This is a genomic window from Arthrobacter sp. efr-133-R2A-120 (assembly GCF_030209835.1).
GTDB lineage: Bacteria > Actinomycetota > Actinomycetes > Actinomycetales > Micrococcaceae > Arthrobacter.
Genome location: NZ_JARVRF010000021.1, coordinates 103,544 through 119,014 on the forward strand (window position 1 = coordinate 103,544; position 15,471 = coordinate 119,014).

A 15,471-nucleotide genomic window follows, 5' to 3' on the forward strand; every position below is an offset into this window, starting at 1 on the left:
ACCCGGCAGAAGGATCGTAGGCTCAAGCTATGGACAGCAGGAGCAGCCACAGCATCAGCTTGTCCCGCATGCTTGATTCGGGTGCAAACCTGACAGTGGATGGCGCACTTGCCACCGAGCTCGAAGCACGCGGCTGCGATTTGGACGATCCGCTATGGTCGGCCAAGGTCCTTTTGGAACAACCTCAGCTGATCAAGCAGGTACATCGCGACTATTTCGACGCCGGCGCCGAAATCGCCATCACGTCGAGCTATCAAGCCCTGCCCCAGGGATTTGCCCGGCGCGGCATTGCCGAGGCGGAAGCCTTGGAGCTAGTGGCCTTAAGCGTTCGCTTGGCGGACGAGGCTCGGAGCGAGCACTTGGCGGAAAACCCGGGGGCTGGGCCCTTGCTGATTGCCGGATCTATCGGTCCCTATGGCGCCTTTCTCGCCGACGGTTCAGAATATCGGGGCGACTACGTCCTCACCCAGCGCGAGTTCAAGGAGTTCCACCGGCCCCGCATTGCGGCGCTTGTGGAGGCCTCGGTGGACCTGCTCGCCTGTGAGACGCTGCCATCCTTCGCGGAGGCTGAGGCCCTTTTGGCGCTCGTGGAAGAGTTCGACGTCGAATCCTGGTTTTCCTTCACGCTTCGGGACGGCGGACACATCAGCGACGACACGCCCCTTGCTCGGGTGGCGGCGCTTTGTGGAGCCCAGCCGCGTGTGGCGGCGATCGGCGTGAATTGCGTGCCGTTGAACTTGGTCTCCCCAGCGCTTGAGGCCCTGCGCAATGCCACGGACAAGCCGCTGCTCGCGTACCCGAACTCGGGCGAAAGCTACGATGCTGTCACCAAGACGTGGGGACCTGTCGCCGGGGCAAGGGCCGGGGGCCCGTCGAGCCTCGCCGATGGGGTTGGCGCCTGGCACGACCTCGGGGCCCGCCTCATTGGCGGGTGCTGCCGAACGACGCCGCGGGATATCGCTGCCGTGGCAAGGTTGTCGATGAAGCCCTAGTGCACAGATCCAGCTTGTGCACAGATCCAGTCAGAACGTGCCGCCTCCTGTTTCGCCCAGCGGGTACTCGCGCTGGAGTTGGGCAACTTTGGGGTCGTCCTCGTCAGCTCCGTAGTCCGAGTTCCGGGTGATGTCCTTCCCGTCGGGGAGTTTCATCGCGCGGAACACCAGCGACAGGACGGCAGCAACAATGAGGTTGATGGCAAACGCTACGACCGCGATGTAGACCTGCACGTTGGTGCCTGGGATGGCGGCGATGGAACCACCGAAGTTCGCCTTCGTCACTGGGTTGACCACGTTGTATGCCGCGACGGTTCCGTAGATGATGCCGGCTACCCAACCTGCGAAGAGCGCCCAGCGGTGGAACCATCGGGTGTAGAGCCCTGCCACGATCGCCGGGAAGGTCTGCAGGATCCAGATACCACCGAGGAGTTGCATATTGATGGCGGCCGACTGGTCCATCGCGATCACGAAGATCAGCGCCCCGAACTTCACTACGAGCGAGGCGATTTTGGAGACCTTCGCTTCCTGCCGCGGGTCGGCGTCGGGCCGGATCAGGTCGCGGTAGATATTGCGGGTGAACAGGTTGGCGGCAGCGATCGACATGATTGCGGCCGGGACCAGGGCGCCGATTGCGATAGCCGCCAGAGCGATCCCTGCAAACCATGCGGGGAAATTATCCAGGAACAACTGCGGAACCACCAATTGCGGATTGACTGCACCGTTCAGGTCAATGGGCTTGGTGCCCGCAGAGATTGCCGCGTAACCCAGGAGGGCAAGGAATCCCAGCATGAGCGAGTACAGCGGAAGGACCGCGGCGTTCTTGCGGATGGTGTTCCTGCTCTTGGTCGCCAGGACTCCGGTGACCGAGTGCGGGTACATGAACAGCGCCATCGCCGAGCCAAGAGCCAGCGTCCAGTACGCCGAATAGCTGGCGGCACCCGGAATGAAGACGCCGGCCGGCTTGCCTGTGGCCGGACTGATGGCGTCGAGTTTCGTCTGGGCTGCACCAAAGATGTTGTCCCAGCCGCCGAACTTGATCGGCAGGTAGATCACAGCAACGATGACGGCGAGGTAGATCAACAGATCCTTCACGACGGCGATAAGCGCCGGCGCCCGAAGGCCCGAGGTGTAGGTGTAAGCGGCCAAGACCACGAAGGCGATGATCAGCGGCAAGTCAGTCAGCAGCACATTCTCCGCGCTGCCGAGGCCCAGCACGGTGAGCACCGCCTTGATGCCAACCAGTTGCAGCGCAATGTAGGGCATGGTCGCGACAATGCCCGTGAGGGCAACCGCAACTGTCAGTGCCCTGCTGCCGTAGCGCCCGCCCACGAAGTCAGCCGGCGTGACGAACCCATGACGGTGCGAGACCGACCACAGACGGCTCATCAACAGGAATACGATCGGGTACAGCACGATCGTGTACGGCACCGCGAAGAATCCGCTCACGGCACCGGTTGCCCACATTGCCGCCGGTACGGCCACGAAGGTGTAAGCCGTGTAGAGGTCCCCGCCCAGGAGGAACCACGTGACCCAGGTTCCAAAACCGCGGCCCCCGAGGCCCCACTCATCGAGACTGTGCAGGCCCGTCTCCTTGCCAGCGCGCCAACGCGCCGCGAAGAAGCCCAGCACCGCCACCAGGATAAAGAGGACGACGACGACGGTGAGCGCGACGCCGTTGACGGGCCGATCCGCTGTGGTCGCCAGCGGGACGGTCAGCGCGCTCATTGTTCCTGCTCCTCAGTGCGTGCGCCCCGCGCTGCCTCGCGGCGACGGCGGTCCTCCTTGGTCACCAGCCGGTAGGAGACGCCCACCATGCCCGCAGTGATCGGAACCCAGAGCATTTGGTACCAATAGAAGAACGGCATGCCAGCTAACCGGGGCTGATCAATCGAATACGCCGGAACGAACAGCGGAACCAGGATGGCGATTGCTAGCAGGATTCCGGCCGCAATGTACGGGCCGGGCCTTGCCGGCCCCCGGGTCGGCACATCGGGAGTTGACATGGACGCCTCCTCATAGAGACGGCCCCCGGAGCGGGATGGGCTTCCCGGGACGTGCCGGTGGCCTGATGGACCGCAAATGTACCGGTCCATCAACAGAATAGATTCTGGATTAATTCTTTGACAGGGGAAGTGGCCCACGCATTTTCGCCAGGTAGTCCTGGTGCCGGCCGGCACTGTCGGGAGCGCCGCCGTCGTCGTTGTCTGAGAGGGGCAGGACCCGCACGGCGGATCCCGCCTGTTTGTCATTCGTTTTGATTTGAGCTGATAGTATCCGTGACGTCCGCTCCTGCGGGCGTTTGGTGGCAGGCGCGGGTCTCTTCCGTTGCCAAAACGGAAGGAAATTCCAATGAACGCGTCGATCCCGCGCGCTCCCAAGCGGCAGAATCCCGTTCGGCGCGGTATCCGGAAGGGCATGGCCGGGTATGTAGCTCTTCTCGTGGCGGGCATCGTTCTCGGCGCGCCTGGAGCTGGCGCCGCTTCCGCGACGACTACCCCATCTCCATCCCCGTCCGCGACGTCAAGTACCTCGAATGACCACGCGATGGGTTCAACGATCCGCAGTCATGAGCCCACCACGCCAATGCGGATGTCTGCCCAGGCCGTAGAGCCCGCTTCGGTAGCTTCCGGCGTGCCAGGAATGGATGTCAGCAGCCACCAAGGCGATGTGGATTGGCACACCGCGGCCACGAATGGCGCCAAGTTCGCCTATGTCAAGGCGAGCGAGGGAACTGGCTACGCCAACCCGTACTTCGCAACCCAATATGCGGGATCCGCAAACGCCGGACTCCTGCACGGCGCATACCATTTCGCGCTGCCGGACCCTTCGTCGTCCGGAGCGGACCAAGCCAGCTACTTTCTGCAGAGCGGCGCGGCTTGGACCCCGGACGGGAAGACCCTCCCTGCCTTGCTGGACTTGGAACCCAATCCCTATGGAAGCGAATGCTACGGATTGAGCCAGGGTGAGATGGTGAATTGGATCTCCGATTTCGCCACGACCATCCTCTCCCGGACCGGGCGCCTGCCTGCCATTTACACTTCCACCAGTTGGTGGACTGACTGTACCGGAGGCGCGGCCGGATTCGGGAACCACCCCCTGCATCTCTCGTCCTGGGCGACTGACCCCGGACCGCTACCGGCCAGTTGGCCGGACTACACCTTGTGGCAGAACTCCGATTCAGGCATCTTTCCCGGCGACCAGGACGTCTTCAACGGCACACTCACCCAACTGGCCGACTTCGCTACCAACCCGGGCCCCATCTTCTCGGATATTTCCGGTGATCCGTTCACGACTGAAATCAACTGGCTCGGGTCCCGTGGCATCTCCACTGGGTGGACCGAAACCGACGGGTCCAGGAACTACAACCCCCTGACGGCGGTAGCCCGGGACGCAATGGCCGCCTTCATGTACCGCCTGATGGGCAGCCCGGCGTTCGCCCCTCCGGCGACATCGCCATTCACGGACGTTGCCACGAACAATCCGTTCTACAAGCAGATCACCTGGCTCGCACACAACGGCATCAGTACCGGCTGGACGGAAGCCAACGGAAGCAAAACCTACCGGCCATATCTGGCGGTCAACCGTGACGCCATGGCAGCTTTCATGTACCGCCTCGCGGGTAGCCCGGCCTTCACAGCGCCGGCGACTTCACCATTCACCGACGTCGCTACTGACAACCCGTTCTACAAGCAGATCACCTGGCTCGCAAACAGCGGCATCAGCACGGGTTGGACCGAGTCCGATGGAAGCAAGACCTATCGTCCGTATCTAGCTGTCAATCGGGATGCGATGGCGGCGTTCATGTACCGGTACAACACAAAGTTCGGGACGACGCACTAAGCGCGAGGCTTTCTGTAAGCGAAACAGCGGAGGCGGCCACCCTCCTAGCCGTTTTGAGTAGCTGCCGAAAACATCTCATCGATCGCCTTGGCCAGCTCCGCCGGGTGGTCTAGGAAGCCCATGTGTCCGCCAGGCACAGTCCGGCGACTGATGCCAGCATGGGAAGCTATCCACTCGGCGGCTTCTACGAAGAAAGGTGCTGTCTGCTCGGCACTGAGCACGGCCAGTGGCACGGTCAGTTCTGCCAAGGCTGCCGGTTCGGGCCGCCAAGACGCAAAGGCACCGAACTCCCCTTCAAGCAGGACCCTGGCGTTGTTCCGGAGTGCTTCGAAGAAGTCTGGCGGCAGGAGGGCAGCGGCATCCCCTGCCGCGAACCTGATGAAGGCCTCGGCTCCGCCGGCGAGCCCTCCGTCTTCCATGCCGGCTGCAATAACAGGTTGCACTGTGGCCATGGCGTCATTGGGGTTGGCCAGAACGCCCATGAGGGCTGGTTCGTGCAGGACTGCCCCGGAAAAGAGCTTGGGAGCCTTCAGGACGGCAGCCAGCGTTATCAGTGCCCCGGTGCTGTTTCCAAACACAACGCATGGCTGGGTCCCGAGCGCCTCCAGTAGGGCAACAACGTCGGCGGCGTGCTGCTCAACCGAGGTCTTCTCCCAATCCTCTTGCCGGGGGCTGCGAGCATTGTTCCGACGGTCATAGGAGATGACCTTATGGTTTTCGGCCAATAGCCGGGCCAGATCGGAGTACTGCCGGGCGTCACCGGCGGCGCCGGGAACCAAGAGGACTGGAGACCCGTGGCCTGATACCTCAACGTGAATTGTGGTGCCGTTGGTCTCTACCAAGGCTGTCCCTTCAATGGTGCTCATCGTCTTCACCCTTCCGATCGCTGTTATCCTTCCCTTTCATTGGACGCCCGGATGACCTCCGGCGTCCAAGACGGCTATGGACTCGGACGATCACAAATTCTTATGATGGGACATGGAGATCCGCCAACTCCGGCGATTCCTTGTGTTGGCCGAGGAACTGCACTTCGGCAAAGCCGCCGTCAGGCTCCACATCGCCCAGCCCGCGCTGAGCCAGGAACTCAAGGCTTTGGAAAAATCGCTCGGGCTCAGGCTCCTCGACCGAACACACAACCACGTTTCGCTCACAGATGCCGGCCGCCGCCTTCAAGAGGAAGCGGAGCACATCATTCAAGCTCACGATGCCGCGTTGACAGCAATGGAAGAGATCCGCAGTCCCCAACGCGGCGCGCTCAAACTGGGCGTAGCCGTAGGGGTGGCATACCCGCTGCTTGCAGCCCTGCTCAGCGGTCTTGGTACGGACGGGGCCGGGCCGGAAGTAGACATCAAAGCCGCGGCGGCGAGGGAAGGGGTCTTGAAACTTCTTGACGGGGAATTTGATGCGGTCTTCATCCACGCAGTGCCACCCCGAGATGAACGCCTAGGGGTGCTGACCTTGGAGACGGAACCAATGGGTGTGGCTGTTCCGTCGGGTAGCCCGCTGGCAAGCTTGACGGCGATCAGTCCCACGGATCTAAACGGCCAGGCATTGATCTGGTTACAGCGCGACGGCGACCCCGACGTTCGTGAGCACGTGCTCGGGTTGATGATGGACGGCGGCATGATCCCTGGCCCACACCGCTGGTCGCCAAGTATTGCAACCAGCATGAGCCTGGTGGCTGCCGGGCTTGGTGTGTCCTTCAAAACGCCGCATCAGGTGGTGCCCGGTGATCCGCCCGGCGTCGTGTGGCGCCCGTTTGCCGGAGTGTCCTATCCTGTGCCCACGGTATTGGTCTGGCTTCGGAACGACGCCTCGCCCCTGACCACTCAGCTGGTGGCCCATGCTAGGTTGCACGTGGCTAAGCCAGCGTAGGCAATGCTTCCCGAGGCGCCAGTCAGCCCTCCAGCTCACCTCGCCGGAACCGCAATTCCCGCAGGGCACCTCGGAGCGGTGACCCGGTGAACGGTAGGTCCTCCAACTTGACCTTTCCAGAAGCTGACAGGGCCAATGCATTGACGGTGGTGGCAGCGCGTTGTGGCAAGCCGAGGGCCGCGGCAAAATCGGCCCAGTGCTTCGCCTTGAGGTTTTTGGTTTTCCCGGACACCGGCAACGCGAGCGAGTCGTCTCCGTACAGCAAGGTGCATGGAATGTCGTATATCGGGGCCATGACGAATCCTCCCTGCCGGCCCCCGAGGATCGATAGATTCTTGGCATGGAGGTCGCCGTTCCCGGTCAGCCAAGCAAAGATAAACTGCAGGTACAGATTGCGGCTCGCAACGAGTGGGGCTTTGCACCGCCCGGCAAGCGCAGCAGAGACGTCCTCCGATGTCACCGAATACTTGGAAGCCGGTGGCAGGCCCATGACCTGGGCTCCGTCCTCCATGGGCAAGCGCACCCAGATGTGGTCCTTGTCCCGGACACGGTCGAAGCGTTCCACTAGCAACCCGGGCAACCCGTGCATGTCGGTGATGATGCGGCTCTTCGCTACAGGGATCTTGAGGTCCTTGGCGGCGGAGAGATGCACTGCTTCATTCGCTAGCAAATGTGCATGGTTGGGCGGGTCGAGTTTGAGTAGGTACCGTTGACCTCTGAGTGACAGCGGCGTGGTCAGCATGGAGGCGCTTGCCTTGTCTTGGATGCCGGGGATGGCATGGCGGTCCACTGCGTTGGCAAATGCTGCGAAGTCCAGTTCCTCGGGCCTGGACGTGTCGGCCAGGGGTGCCGGTTCCACTGGAATTTCGCCGGCAGGGACCACTTGGACGTCCCCGGGGGCATCGGCTCCGACTGCGAGCAGGAGGGTGAGTTCGTCGTCTAGGCTGGTTTTGGTGGCGTCCCTGAGCACGCTAAGCCGGTGCCCCTCGGGGAGCAGGCCGGCGAAGAACGGCGGAAGAGCACCGGCGGGAGTCTCCACGGAAATCTCCGTTAAGGGCAAGGAACTGGCAACGGCGGGCCGGCCGGAAGCCAGGTACTCCGCCACGTAGGAAAAACTGACCCCGCCCTGGTCAGTGCGGGCAAGCCGGCCCGCCAGGACACCGCCTTTGTGAACGTCCGCTGCACGGACGAACTTCAACTCCTGAAAGTCCTCGACCATTAGCCCGCCGCCATGTGCAGGCCTACGGCGTTCGCTACTGCCACGACGGCCCCTAGCGAAGGATTTCCGGTGGCCGTCTCAATCGCCCGCACGGTCCTTTCGGAGGTCCCGGCAAGGTCGGCAAGGTCTGCTTGCGTGATTCCGGCCTCTTTGCGTGCATTCCGTATGGTGGCCGCAATGGCCGCTAGGTCTTCCACGAGTCTCCGATGATCCGGCACGATGTTGCCGATTTGGCTATTTCTTAGATTCATTCTGAACCAATATGCCAAAATCGGCAAGATGCTGCCGAAAGTGATGATTTAGGCTGCTATGGGACCGCCTAAGGGCCGTTTCGGCAAGATCCTGCCGATTTCTACATGAAGATTGGATCGCGGAAACGCCAACCAGCTACGTCCCCGCGAGCCATTCCGGCTCGAAGTCCGGATGGTCCGAGTAGGGCAGCGCGAGGGCATTCAACGATTTCGTGGTCCATTCGATCGATTCCGGGATCCACTGCGGGGTATCCCCAAGCGTGCCGCGAACCATCGTGGCCAGGGCCGTCTGCCGTGCGGATTCCACGATGCTGAGCAGCCTTCTCTTGGATTCGCATTCCAGGAGAAGGCGTCGCTCGTACCATTTGCCCGCTTCGGAGACGGAACGGTCGCCCAGGAGTTTCCGCGCCGCAGCCTCATCCTCATTCAGGCGGTCAGAGAGGAAATCGACGATATCCACAAATTGAGCGTACGCGCCCCCCGCGGCCGCGGAAATGCCTGCTACCGCTAAGCGGGGTCCGCTTGCTTTTCGCGCTGGCGCTCGACGGCGGCTGTGGCCCCGGGGGCCGAAGCGGCGGCCGCGGCTCGGGCTGAAGCCGGGACGGGCGCAGCGGCAACCGGGATGTTGACGTGGGGGAGGACAGCGGCGTGCGGGAGGGCGTTGAAGTGGCTCCGGGACATGCCACCGAATTCGTAGGCCGTCTCGGCGTGCTCGGACAAGTCCACCCCAGCGAGCTCCGCCTCGTGGCTGACCCGGAAACCAACGGTCTTGTGGATGACAAGGCCAATGATTGCCGTCATGATTCCGGACACTGCAAGGGTGACAAGTATGGCGACGATCTGCGCCACGAGCTGCTGGAGTCCGCCGCCGTAGAACAATCCTCCACCCTTGCCGTTCACCGGCAGCGCGATGAATCCGAGGGCGAGCGTTCCGACAAGCCCGCCACCGAGGTGGACGCCCACGACGTCGAGGGAGTCGTCGAAGCCGAACTTGTGTTTCAGGTCGACAAACACGGCGCAGGCAGCTCCAGCCACCAGTCCCAGGCCAAGGGCTGCGGCGGGAGCCACGTTGGCACAGGCCGGAGTAATAGCCACGAGGCCGGCAACGACGCCGGATGCGGCACCCAAGGATGTGGGGTGGCCGTGCCGGATCTTCTCGGTGACCAACCAGCTGAGCATGGCCCCCGCTGGGGCAACAAGGGTGTTGACCCAGATCAAGCCGGCCTGCGCCGACGTCGTGGCCGCGCCGGCGTTGAAGCCGAACCAGCCGAACCACAGGAGGCCGGCGCCAAGCATGATGAAGGGGAGGTTGTGCGGGCGGTGGTTCGGGTCTTTTCCAAAGCCGTGGCGCTTGCCCAGAATCAATGCCAGGACAAACGCGGCGGCGCCGGAGCTGATTTCCACCACAGTGCCGCCGGCGAAGTCGATCACCTGGCCGAAGACCGAACTGATGGCTCCGCCGGGGCTGAGGAGGCCTCCGCCCCAGACCATGAAAGCCAAGGGGCAGTACACCAGGGTGATCCAGATGGGGACGAAGATGACCCAGGAAGTGAATTTGGCGCGATCGGCGATGGCGCCGCTGATCAGTGCCACGGTGACGATAGCGAAGGTAGCGCTGAAGCCGAGCTTGATGAGATCGGTGGAACCGACCAGGTCCGCCGAGCCGAAGCTGCTGAACGGATTGCCGAATATCCCCAGGACACTCTTCCCGCTGATCATCGAGTAGCCCCACAGGATCCACACGGCGCCTACGATGCCGGCGGAGATGAAGCTCATCATGATCATGTTGAGGGAGGCCTTGGCCCGGGTCATGCCACTGTAGAAGAGGCCGAGTGCCGGGGTCATGAGCAGTGCAAGTGCCGCCGACACCATCACCCAAACGTTTTCCGCAGTGATATTCACGTGCGCTTCCCTTCTGATCGGAATGCCGTAGCAGGGCCGCCGCAGCGTCGCCCCGTTCTTCCCCCGCCCAATATTTCCGGTCCCGTGTTTCAAGCAATGCGAGGAAAAATTGCGGGGACGTTACATAACTTGGCTTGGCGTGAAGAACGCATGACGGGAGTGTTTCGGGAATGTTAACGCCGCCTCCGCACGGCCGCGAGGCCGCCCGGAGCGGGCACCCATGATCCCCGTGATTCCGCGGAATCCATGGTGGAAGAAGGTGAAGTCCTGCCACGCGGACGGAAATCCGGACATTTCTTCCACGTGAACGGCGGCTCACCGCAAGCAAAAGGGATGTTTCAGCCGAACGCTGGCGCGTCACGGCCTCCGCGCGCACACTTAGCCTGTGAAGCCGTTTCTCCTGCTCGCGTCTCGTGCCGAAGACGCCGCCGCCGAGGAAGAATACCAGGCGTATCTTCGTTTTGGAGGGCTTGCTCCCGAGGAGCTGCAACGCATTCGAATGGAGGCGGCGCCTCTCCCGCCGTTCGAGCTCTCCGACTATTCAGGCGTGATTGTGGGTGGCAGCCCCTTCACTTCGAGCGATCCACCAGAGCACAAGAGCCTGGTACAGAAACGGGTGGAGAAGGAACTCGCGCAGCTGCTGGACAGGATTGTTGCCGCCGACTTTCCCTTTCTGGGGGCCTGCTATGGGGTCGGAACCCTGGGGCTTCACCAGGGGGCGGTTATCGACCGTACCTACGGTGAAGGACTCGGCGGGGTAACCATCAAACTCACAGCGGAGGGCCTCCAAGACCCGCTCCTCCAAGGCATGTCCGAGCGCTTTGTCGCCTTTACGGGCCATAAGGAAGCCTGCACGGTCCTGCCTGGGAACGCGGTGCTACTCGCCGGTTCCGCCGCCTGCCCGGTACAGATGTTCCGGGTCAAGAGGAACCTTTACGCCACACAATTCCATCCGGAGCTCGACGCCGAGGGGCTCGTCACCCGGATCGACACCTACCGCTACGCAGGATACTTCCCGCCAGATGCCGCGGAACAGCTGATGGCGGATGCCCGCAAGTTCAGGGCGACCGAACCGATGAAGATCCTCAAGAACTTTGTCCGCCGATACTCCATTCCTCAATAACGTCGGAGGGATGAAGCACAATGGGCGCATGACCTTTGCAAACGTGGGAAGTCTCGGCACGAAACCCGGCCAACGCGACGCCGTCGTCGCTATCCTGCTCAGACCGAAACCGGAGCTCCGGGGCGCGGGCTGCTTGCTCTACGAGGTGGGCGTCAACGAAGAATCACCGGACACCGTCTTTGTCTGCGAGCTGTGGGAATCGGCTGAAGCGCACCAAGGATCGCTGCAGCTGGACACCGTCCGGGCCGCCATAGCTGAGGCAATGCCGATGCTGTCCGGAGAGATGGGCGGCACCCGCTTCACAGTATTGGGCTCACCCATCCGCGACGCCTGATATTCACCCAGGCGACACGTTGCTGACGGACAGGATTTTCATAGCTCTTACATAGCTGCAGTAGCTACGGTTGCTTCATTATGGATGAGCAAGAGCCCCGTCGTCCCGGCCAAGGGTCCGGACGAAAGAGAAGTCGGTGGAACCGCTGGAGTCCCCGCCGACGTCGATCGGCCTTGCTGACAGCCTTCGCGGCCATTCTGGCCCTGACCCTGACGGCCACGGTCTATTCAGCTGCGCACGCCCGCTCCGCTTCCGATTTCGTCTCGGCCCCGACGGCTCCCGCGGATGGCCCGGCGGCGGCCGAGCCAACGACGGCGGCAACCCCGACGGCAGCGGCTGCCGCTCCCACCCCGGTGGCCCCTGCTACCCCGGTGGCCCCTGCTACCCCCGTGGCCGCCGCACCAGCCCCGACGGCGGCAGGAACTGTGACCCCCGCGCTTGATGCCCAAATCAATGCGATCATCGACGCCAACAACGGGTACCAGATCGGCGTCGCACTGATTGATCTGTCTGATGGATCGACGCACCAATACGGGGTTCAGGAGCCGTTCGAGGCAGCAAGCACTGCCAAGGTCCTGTCGGCTGTTGCGTACTACCACCTGGTCGAAACAGGCGCAGCGTCCCTTGACGATCCCTTGGGGGACTACACCTCCGGGTTCCAAATAAAGGAAATGATCCAGGATAGCGACAACGATTCGTGGTCCTTGATCATGGACACCATAGGCCACCCGGAGTTGCAGGCTTACGCCACGTCGATCGGGATCAGCTATGACCCGGAGAACAACACCCTGACTCCAGGCGAAATGGCCAGCATCATGGCCGGCCTCTATAACGGGAAGCTCTTGGACCAACAGGACACAGCGCAGTTGTTGTCCTACATGCAGAACACCAACTACGAATCACTCATCCCCGCCGCAGTGCCGGCCGGAATCACTGTTTTCCATAAGTACGGACTGCTCGACGACGAACTCCACGACGCCAGCATCCTCACCAACGGGACCAACTCCTACGCGTTCGTGGTCTACACCAAGGGCCAGGACGAGAGTGATATCCCCGCCCGCACCGACATCTTCCACCAGCTCACCCAGGCTGTGGTAGGCGGCCTGTTCTAGAAGGACTTGGCCATACCTTCAGAACAACGACGCCGGCCGTGCAGTCAGACTGACTGTACGGCCGGCGTCGTTGTTCCCTTTGGGCGCTGAGCGCCTGTCGCGATGCTTGCTATAGATACCTCCCTTCTACATAGGATCCGGCCAATTGCCGATGATTCGGCCGGTTGATGTCTTCGTGGCACAGATTGCGTCTTGCATGGTCTTCTCCTGACTGAAACTTGGTCTTGCGCTGTTTAGCGCAGGTGGTCGTGCCTGCCATGAGGCAGGGGCGACCTGTTCAGTCGGGAGTTGACCCCGGGTCGAATGCAGGTTCCGCTGCGGGGGCTTGCCCGCCATCGGGGACGGGGGCGGTGTGGAAGGGCGGTGCCAGTGCACGCTGTTCCGGGAGGTCTGCCGCGCCGTAGGCAGCCGAGCCGCCCTGCGATTCCGGCGTCGAGCCAGACTCTTGTTGAGGCGCGGCCGGAGGGACCTGTTTGCCGGGCGGAGGGCCTCCCGGAACCGGCGACATTTCCGTCGTCGCGAGCATTGCCGGGGGCAGGACAACAAGATCGGCCAGGATGAATCCGGGGATGCTTGGGCTCGTTGCTGTTCCGCGTCCGGCGGCCGGCGAAAGCGTGCCGGTACGGAGGGATGTGGGATCAGCCGCCGCGAGTTCGCCGGTCCGAGCCATCAACGGAACGGCCGGGACTGCGCCGATTGGAAGGCCTATTCCCGGAGGGTCCAGGACACCAGGCAATGGCGGCAACGGCGGCAACGGCGGCAAGGCCGGCACTGAAGGCAGTTGCGGTACCGAAGGCAGCCCGGGCAATGCCGGAATTGTGCCGACCGCCGTATCAACCAAGGAACTCGTGGGATCGGTGAGCCCGGTGACAAGAGGAGCCACCGTAGAGCCCGACAGCTGGTTGAACACGGTTCCGGGAAGGGCAGTCACCTGCGTCGGACTTGGAATGACGGACGACAGGCCATGAGCCACGGGCCCGATCGGATCGGGCAAGGGGGCCGGGGACAGCGAAACCGACGACAGCGGAACGGTCGTAACTGTGGAAACTGCGGGCACGGCCGGGATCGCCGGCAGGACGTTTGTGGCTTGCGAAGGACCTGCGAGCCAAAGCGACCATGCCAATGCGCCGAAAACGGCAAGAAGGACAGGGCGTACCACGGATAAGCCATGGCGCCCCAGAGACCCGGCCAAACACTCCACCTCCCCAGTGCGGTGTTTGGATATTAAGCTACGCCCGTCCGGGGCGGCAGTCCATAGCTAAGCAAGCTTAGCGCCCGAATTCGGGAAGCACGGTCAGGTGGACCGCGGCGTCGACATCGGGCCGCAGATCCCGGTCCTGGACGTCGGCGGGCAACGAAAGCCCGGCGTCGAAGGCCTTTCGGAACCGTGGACTCGCGAACTCTTCCCGTGTCCTGCCCTGCAGTCTGAGCGCCCGCGACGCGCAAAGGAGTTCGATGCCAACCACCGTTGAAAGCGCCCGCACGGTGGAATCCATGTGGGAGCTGGCCACGCTCGCGAAACTGGCATCTTCCTCGGCGCCCAGCGAGAGGACCACCGTTTGCAGGCTCACGGGCTGTGCATTGGCTCGGATTCGGCCCACCGCTGCCGCCGCCACGTATTCCAGCATCATGACGCCGGACTGGCCAGCGTCGTCGCCCGCAAGGAATCGGTGGAGCCCGGTGTACGCAGGATCGCACAGCAGGCTGATCCTCCGAAGGTTCGTTGCGCACGCCGCACCGATGGCCAATTGCAGGGCATCCATGCGGCGGGCGAGGCTGGTCATCTGGAACAGGCCGTGATGGGCTACTCCATTGCTGCCGTCCTCCGCGGAACCGTACACCAGCGGGTTTTCATGACCGGCCACCACCAAACGCTCCAAAAGAGTGCCGAGCGCATCCAGCTCCTCCACCACTGAGCCGAGGGCCTGCGGCAGGGTGCGCAGGCAGTAGGGGTCCTGGATCCTCGCCGGGGCACCGCTTCCTTCCACGAGGCCGCGAAGCACCCCGGCCATCTCGGTGACTGCAGGCGAATCAGCTGCCCGGGCGACTTCAGGGCTCAATGCCTCGGGATTCCCGGACATTGCCGCGAAGGACAGGGCACTCACCGTGGTCAGGTTTTCCACGAGTGTGGAGAGCCTTTGGTGGGCGAGTGCTGCCTGGGCGATCGTGAGCGCGCTGGAGCTGATGAATGGAAGCGCATCTTCGGTGGCCCACGTTTCCAGCGGTGCGGGGACCCGCCTGCCGTCCATCGTGGGGCGCTCGCCGAGGAGGGTGAGCGCCGTTCCCGCCAACGCGGGCAGGTCCGCGGTGCCGATTCCGCCGAATTCGCGCACCTCGGGCAAAGCGTCGGCGTTGAGCATGTCCACAACTGCGTCGGCCACGGACGGGTTGATGCCGGACGATCCCGCAGCAAGCTGGGAGAGCCTGATGACAAGCATCGCCCTGACGGTTTCCCGGTCAAGGACCCGTCCGGCGTCGACGGCGTGGCTGCGCAGGAGGTTCAAGCCGTGAACGTTGAGGTCCTTGTCCCCGGCGTCCAGCGCCACCGAGCGGTTGGCCCCGACGCCGGTGGACCGCCCGTAGACGGGACGGGACAGCGCCGTCGCACGAGCGGACCGTTGGGATGCAGCCATCCGTTCAACGGCCGACGGCGCCAGCGTCACCTTTGTCCCGCCACCCGCCACGGCCGCGATGTCGCTCAGGTGCAGCCGTTTGCCGTCGATTTCGATCATGGAAGTGATCCTTCCTCAGATGTGCAGTTGACGTTCCCAACTGGCTCGCAGTTGTTGTCGTTTTGGGGTCCCATAACGACAACTAATG

General features: G+C 63.0%; 15 protein-coding genes. 6 read left to right on the top strand and 9 right to left on the bottom strand.

The genetic code is table 11. From position 1 onward, the window contains the following. The first annotated feature begins 29 nt into the window (after nucleotides 1-29). Nucleotides 30-992 (top strand): homocysteine S-methyltransferase, encoded by a 963-nt coding sequence (mmuM, locus tag QRN52_RS12205; RefSeq protein WP_284752986.1) that lies wholly within the window; start codon nucleotides 30-32, stop codon nucleotides 990-992. Between the two features lie 30 nt (nucleotides 993-1,022). Here mmuM and mctP read toward each other — a convergent pair whose 3' ends face one another. Both mctP and QRN52_RS12215 read right to left on the bottom strand, forming a co-directional pair. Then, the gene (gene mctP, locus QRN52_RS12210) at nucleotides 1,023-2,720 is read right to left on the bottom strand and encodes a monocarboxylate uptake permease MctP (protein ID WP_284752987.1); all 1,698 of its coding nucleotides are present in this window, start codon (nucleotides 2,718-2,720) and stop codon (nucleotides 1,023-1,025) included. Beyond that, on the bottom strand, nucleotides 2,717-2,998 hold the full coding sequence (locus tag QRN52_RS12215) for a DUF3311 domain-containing protein (RefSeq protein ID WP_284752988.1): 282 nt from the start codon (nucleotides 2,996-2,998) through the stop codon (nucleotides 2,717-2,719). Before QRN52_RS12215 ends, mctP begins: the two co-directional genes overlap by 4 nt. A 346-nt stretch (nucleotides 2,999-3,344) precedes the next feature. On the opposite strand from QRN52_RS12215, the gene QRN52_RS12220 reads away from it, so the two are divergent. Beyond that, entirely contained in the window at nucleotides 3,345-4,835 is a 1,491-nt protein-coding gene (locus tag QRN52_RS12220) for a lysozyme (RefSeq protein WP_284752989.1), read from the top strand. 44 nt (nucleotides 4,836-4,879) lie between these two features. Here QRN52_RS12220 and QRN52_RS12225 read toward each other — a convergent pair whose 3' ends face one another. Beyond that, nucleotides 4,880-5,701 (bottom strand): alpha/beta fold hydrolase, encoded by an 822-nt coding sequence (locus tag QRN52_RS12225; protein WP_284752990.1) that lies wholly within the window; start codon nucleotides 5,699-5,701, stop codon nucleotides 4,880-4,882. A gap of 112 nt (nucleotides 5,702-5,813) precedes the next feature. On the opposite strand from QRN52_RS12225, the gene QRN52_RS12230 reads away from it, so the two are divergent. Further along, on the top strand, nucleotides 5,814-6,710 hold the full coding sequence (locus tag QRN52_RS12230; RefSeq protein ID WP_284752991.1) for a LysR family transcriptional regulator: 897 nt from the start codon (nucleotides 5,814-5,816) through the stop codon (nucleotides 6,708-6,710). 22 nt (nucleotides 6,711-6,732) lie between these two features. Here QRN52_RS12230 and QRN52_RS12235 read toward each other — a convergent pair whose 3' ends face one another. The 4 genes from QRN52_RS12235 to QRN52_RS12250 form a co-directional block, all read right to left on the bottom strand. Next, the gene (locus tag QRN52_RS12235) at nucleotides 6,733-7,929 is read right to left on the bottom strand and encodes a type II toxin-antitoxin system HipA family toxin (protein ID WP_284752992.1); all 1,197 of its coding nucleotides are present in this window, start codon (nucleotides 7,927-7,929) and stop codon (nucleotides 6,733-6,735) included. After that, nucleotides 7,929-8,180, bottom strand: coding sequence for a helix-turn-helix transcriptional regulator (locus QRN52_RS12240; RefSeq protein ID WP_350225146.1), 252 nt, complete (start codon nucleotides 8,178-8,180; stop codon nucleotides 7,929-7,931). Before QRN52_RS12240 ends, QRN52_RS12235 begins: the two co-directional genes overlap by 1 nt. A gap of 136 nt (nucleotides 8,181-8,316) precedes the next feature. Next, nucleotides 8,317-8,640 (bottom strand): DUF6221 family protein, encoded by a 324-nt coding sequence (locus tag QRN52_RS12245; protein ID WP_284752993.1) that lies wholly within the window; start codon nucleotides 8,638-8,640, stop codon nucleotides 8,317-8,319. Between the two features lie 47 nt (nucleotides 8,641-8,687). Beyond that, nucleotides 8,688-10,082, bottom strand: coding sequence for an ammonium transporter (locus QRN52_RS12250; protein ID WP_284752994.1), 1,395 nt, complete (start codon nucleotides 10,080-10,082; stop codon nucleotides 8,688-8,690). Between the two features lie 385 nt (nucleotides 10,083-10,467). On the opposite strand from QRN52_RS12250, the gene QRN52_RS12255 reads away from it, so the two are divergent. The 3 genes from QRN52_RS12255 to QRN52_RS12265 all read left to right on the top strand — a co-directional run bounded on the left by QRN52_RS12255 (nucleotide 10,468) and on the right by QRN52_RS12265 (nucleotide 12,651). Next, a complete protein-coding gene (locus QRN52_RS12255) occupies nucleotides 10,468-11,205 on the top strand; it encodes a glutamine amidotransferase (protein WP_284752995.1) in 738 nt (245 codons plus the stop codon). Between the two features lie 28 nt (nucleotides 11,206-11,233). Then, on the top strand, nucleotides 11,234-11,539 hold the full coding sequence (locus tag QRN52_RS12260) for a putative quinol monooxygenase (RefSeq protein WP_284752996.1): 306 nt from the start codon (nucleotides 11,234-11,236) through the stop codon (nucleotides 11,537-11,539). Nucleotides 11,540-11,712: 173 nt separating this feature from the next. Further along, nucleotides 11,713-12,651, top strand: a complete 939-nt coding sequence (locus QRN52_RS12265) for a serine hydrolase (RefSeq protein WP_284752997.1) — start codon at nucleotides 11,713-11,715, stop codon at nucleotides 12,649-12,651. Between the two features lie 277 nt (nucleotides 12,652-12,928). Here QRN52_RS12265 and QRN52_RS12270 read toward each other — a convergent pair whose 3' ends face one another. Then, nucleotides 12,929-13,810: a hypothetical protein gene (locus tag QRN52_RS12270; protein ID WP_284752998.1), complete on the bottom strand. Its 882-nt coding sequence runs from the start codon at nucleotides 13,808-13,810 to the stop codon at nucleotides 12,929-12,931. 109 nt (nucleotides 13,811-13,919) lie between these two features. Further along, entirely contained in the window at nucleotides 13,920-15,383 is a 1,464-nt protein-coding gene (locus QRN52_RS12275) for an aromatic amino acid ammonia-lyase (protein ID WP_284752999.1), read from the bottom strand. Nucleotides 15,384-15,471 lie beyond the last annotated feature (88 nt).

Excerpts from the sequence above, each read along its gene's own strand:
- QRN52_RS12260 (WP_284752996.1), top strand. The coding sequence starts at position 11,234 with ATGACCTTTGCAAACGTGGGAAGTCTCGGCACGAAACCCGGCCAACGC.
- QRN52_RS12240 (WP_350225146.1), bottom strand. The coding sequence starts at position 8,180 with ATGAATCTAAGAAATAGCCAAATCGGCAACATCGTGCCGGATCATCGG.
- QRN52_RS12220 (WP_284752989.1), top strand. The coding sequence starts at position 3,345 with ATGAACGCGTCGATCCCGCGCGCTCCCAAGCGGCAGAATCCCGTTCGG.
- mctP (WP_284752987.1), bottom strand. The coding sequence starts at position 2,720 with ATGAGCGCGCTGACCGTCCCGCTGGCGACCACAGCGGATCGGCCCGTC.
- QRN52_RS12225 (WP_284752990.1), bottom strand. The coding sequence starts at position 5,701 with ATGAGCACCATTGAAGGGACAGCCTTGGTAGAGACCAACGGCACCACA.
- QRN52_RS12230 (WP_284752991.1), top strand. The coding sequence starts at position 5,814 with ATGGAGATCCGCCAACTCCGGCGATTCCTTGTGTTGGCCGAGGAACTG.
- QRN52_RS12235 (WP_284752992.1), bottom strand. The coding sequence starts at position 7,929 with ATGGTCGAGGACTTTCAGGAGTTGAAGTTCGTCCGTGCAGCGGACGTT.
- mmuM (WP_284752986.1), top strand. The coding sequence starts at position 30 with ATGGACAGCAGGAGCAGCCACAGCATCAGCTTGTCCCGCATGCTTGAT.
- QRN52_RS12275 (WP_284752999.1), bottom strand. The coding sequence starts at position 15,383 with ATGATCGAAATCGACGGCAAACGGCTGCACCTGAGCGACATCGCGGCC.
- QRN52_RS12215 (WP_284752988.1), bottom strand. The coding sequence starts at position 2,998 with ATGTCAACTCCCGATGTGCCGACCCGGGGGCCGGCAAGGCCCGGCCCG.